General features: G+C 65.6%; 1 protein-coding gene. It reads left to right on the top strand.

Features of this window, described 5'->3' with window-relative positions; all coding sequences use genetic code 11:
• The coding region (locus ON33_RS08170; RefSeq protein WP_040857162.1) for an oxygenase MpaB family protein at positions 1–621 on the top strand (621 nt) is incomplete at its 5' end.
• Positions 622–630: the final 9 nt, after the last annotated feature.

Consider the following 630-nt stretch of genomic DNA (forward strand, 5'->3'; position numbering starts at 1 on the left):
GCCTCGGTGCGGCATCTGTTGCCGCGGTCGCCGCATTGGCCCGAGGGGGTCACCCCGATCAGTCAGGACGACATGATGGTGACCTGGCACAGTCTGGCGACCACGATCATGCGGACGTTGACCGCGTGGAAGGTGCCGATCCCGGTCGCGGAGTCCGAGGGTTATCTGCACAGTTGGCAGCTGGCCGCGCATCTGCTCGGTATCCGCGACGAGTACATTCCCGCGACCTGGGAACAGGCCAACGCTCAGGCCGCGGTGCAGCTCGATCCGATCCTGGCTCCGACCGCGGAGGGTATCGATCTGGCCGACCAGCTGCTCAACCTGGGTGCGGATCTGGACCTGACCCTGCTCAGCCGGGGGATTCTGGGCGCGTTCACCCGGTTCGTCATGGGAGACAAGGTCGGTGACTGGCTGCGCATCGCTCGTGAACCGGTCTGGAGCCCGCTGCTGGAAGTCGCGTGGGGCCCGTTCGTCGCCGTTCGCGAGGGTGTGTTGTCGGTGGCGCCGGTGGTGGACGCACCGTACTGGATGTTCGACGAATTCCTGCGCCAGTTCGCCATGTGGTACGTCGCCGAACTCCGGATGCCCCTCAGCATCGAAATACCCCTCACCAACCGCTGACACAGTCGC

Origin of the sequence: Nocardia niigatensis NBRC 100131, assembly GCF_000308655.1 — a bacterium.
Taxonomy (GTDB): domain Bacteria; phylum Actinomycetota; class Actinomycetes; order Mycobacteriales; family Mycobacteriaceae; genus Nocardia; species Nocardia niigatensis.